Here is a 2,756-nt window from a genome sequence, read left to right as displayed (position 1 = left end):
GCTTTTATGATGCCAATATCCACTCCACCCAATGCAATAGTGTTTGCCAGTGGCCATATCAAAATTAGAGATATGATGCAGGCCGGTGTGCTACTGAATATTATTAGCATCTTAATTTTAGTGCTTATAGGTAAGTGGCTCGTGCCATTGGTATTTTAAAAGATATCAATTGCTTCCTCACAGCAGTCATTCATAACTGTGCGCCTTTTACAAAAAGTATATGAGAAATAGACTTCTCCACTTACTTTTTCAATGCTAAAAATGGCTTGTAATGGCAATGAGTCATCCAACAGTCCTGCACAAATTTGAATCAGGACAGGGTTGGTTACCCAAGAAGATCAGACCCAACAGATCCAGTATCCGGATATTGAAGAGTGCTTCAACATTACTCGGGAAAGCTATTTCTGTATTTATCCTTGGCAATTGCTGTCTATTCCGGACTAACACCCGTTTTGAATTGTTACGGCCAAGCTATAGTCTATGTCAAGCTCAGGTCCGGGTTTAATCAACAGCGGTTTGATTAAAATTCTGACTACTTATTGGCAGTGGGAAGGTTCTGCCTTTCAGTGGGATTTCTGAACAGCAATGAGATAAAAGCCTATTTTCAACTTTGGAGCTACCGAAACTTCATCTGAAAGCTTTTTAAACTCTGCAAAGCTGGTACGCTTGGTATAAAGATTGGTTCCCGAGCCTTTCTTAGATCGGAACATCAGGCCTTCATTCCCTTTGCCCTCATCATCTTGCACCCATTCCAGAGTGAGTAAGACATCTTCTTTCACCCATATGTCGTAAGATTCAAGATCCACATCGAATGTTCCTTTTTTCTGTGGCGCTCGAATAATGATGTCTCTTGGTGTCAGTTTTTCTCCGAGCTCCTCTTTAGCAAAGTCATACACATTTACCCGAAACAGCAAACTATCCGCCCCTGTGAAGTTCACTGTAAAATGTGCACTTTTTAACACAGCTTCTTTTTTCACTTTGATGTGAGCTCCTATTTCAGTACCAAGTTGGCGACTGCCAAAACCAATGCTATGTCCTTTATTGTCCAGCTTGTAGCCCAGCACTACGTCTTCACCATAGCGGCTGGCTTCTACAACTACTTCATCCAATAACTCGACTTTGGGATACATCCTTACAAATGAATTCTTGGTCAAATCCGCAGCGGATACCTCCTTTTTCTGATAACCGATGGAAGAAAAGAGAATCACGTAATTTTCTCCTTTCACTGTTAACCTGTACTCTCCGTTTTTATTGCTGACTGTACCCACGCCGAGTTCCGGAATTCCGATATTGACAAAAGGTATACCTAAACCTGTTTCTGCATCTACTACCAGACCACTAAACGTTTGTGCGAATAAACTCTCCACAAGAAACAGGCAGCAAAAAAATGCGATAATCCGAACCATCAAACTTTAGACGACCGGCCCTACCAATTGTTACAGCGGCCTATTCCAGCCTTAAGTGTACTTGAGCCTGCATACGTTGTTGTACATCAGGATCATCCCTGAATCTTTCAAAAAACCATTGATCAGTCATTTTATATGGGTTATACCCCAGCTCTACAAATGTGCGATTGATAATACCTTCCGTAAACCGATAGATCATACGCCGCATTCGTTGATCTTCCGAAGCCAAAAAGCCTTCCATTTCCTTGTCATAGGCCTGCAGTCGGTTCATCACCAACAAAAAGTCTTTTTTGGTCAGTTCATCAAGCGATTTTTTATTTTCAAGCCTGCTCATTTCTCCTAAACGGTAATATTCCTTTACTATCAGGTCAGTATACTTATACTCCTCAGCCGCTTTCAGCGCCGCTTCCGGAGAGTCAAACTTTTTAAAAAGCTGAGCAAGCTTCAGTACTTGGCCGTTCTCACGAAAGGTAAAAGCACCTGCTGCAAACCCCGCTCCACCACGCTTATTTTTAATAACGATAACGCCGTCTTCCATAAAGTGTAAGGGAATGCTATCATAGGCACGCCAGCTAGAGTTATTCGGGTCGTCCGTGTAACCATAACTGTACATGATCATAAATTCATCAGTAACGCCCATTTTCACTTTGGAATTGTAACTATCATAGCCCATCCACGTGCCTTTTAATGTTTGGGCGTTTGACAGCAGCGGGAATAATAGAAAGATTGTGATTGAAAGTCGCATACCGCTACAATTGGTTTTTACCTAAAATAGCAAGGAACGTTTTGCTTTCCTATAAGAAGACCGCTGCCGGTCAAAAAGAAGAAGAGACTTTCTTGCTAACTTCGTTAGTGTAAATTTTTACAAACGTTAGTTAAGCGTGCCTGGCCTCTTGTCCGTTTAGTAATTGTACAATGAAAAATCATATACTTATTACCAAAAGGTTAAAGCTGATCCCGTTCACCGTGGAAGATGAAGCTTTATGTCTTTCCCTCAACCAAGATGCATTCATAAGAAAGTACCTGTGGGACGATGAAGTTATAAGCCCGGAGACATCGGCGGAAATCTTAAGAGAGAACCAATCACTATTTGGAGTAAATGGTTACGGTCTGTGGAAAATCATGCCATTAGAATTAGAAAAAGTAATCGGCTACACCGGGTTATGGTATTTCTTTGGCGAGCCACAACCACAGCTCATTTATACACTGCTTAAGTCATATACAAAAAGGGGGTATGCCACAGAAGCAGGCAAAACAGTTATCAGATATGCATTCGAAAATTTAGGTTTTACCTATCTGATAGCCGCTACGGACGAATCGCACATGGCATCACAAGCTGTGGCAAAAAGG

At 41.6% G+C, this 2,756-nt stretch carries 4 protein-coding genes; 2 read left to right on the top strand and 2 right to left on the bottom strand.

Annotation, left to right across the window (positions count from 1 at the left end):
* Nucleotides 1-6: 6 nt before the first annotated feature.
* The gene (locus AAGA18_16015; GenBank protein ID MEM9446847.1) at nt 7-159 is read left to right on the top strand and encodes an anion permease; all 153 of its coding nucleotides are present in this window, start codon (nt 7-9) and stop codon (nt 157-159) included.
* 404 nt (nt 160-563) lie between these two features.
* On the opposite strand, the gene AAGA18_16010 is transcribed toward AAGA18_16015, so the two are convergent.
* Together AAGA18_16010 and AAGA18_16005 are read right to left on the bottom strand one after the other, a co-directional pair.
* Nucleotides 564-1,406 carry a carboxypeptidase-like regulatory domain-containing protein gene (locus AAGA18_16010; GenBank protein ID MEM9446846.1) on the bottom strand — a complete coding sequence of 281 codons (843 nt, stop codon included), beginning with the start codon at nt 1,404-1,406 and terminating at the stop codon, nt 564-566.
* Nucleotides 1,407-1,446: 40 nt separating this feature from the next.
* Entirely contained in the window at nt 1,447-2,151 is a 705-nt protein-coding gene (locus AAGA18_16005) for a hypothetical protein (protein ID MEM9446845.1), read from the bottom strand.
* 170 nt (nt 2,152-2,321) lie between these two features.
* Between AAGA18_16005 and AAGA18_16000 the strand changes: the two genes are divergently transcribed.
* On the top strand, nt 2,322-2,756 hold a 435-nt coding region (locus AAGA18_16000; GenBank protein MEM9446844.1), incomplete at its 3' end, for a GNAT family N-acetyltransferase.

The sequence above is a fragment of the Verrucomicrobiota bacterium genome (assembly GCA_039192515.1).
GTDB lineage: Bacteria > Verrucomicrobiota > Verrucomicrobiia > Methylacidiphilales > JBCCWR01 > JBCCWR01.
The sequence above is the reverse complement of the archived record's forward strand: the minus strand, read 5'-3'. Positions and strand labels throughout refer to the sequence as shown.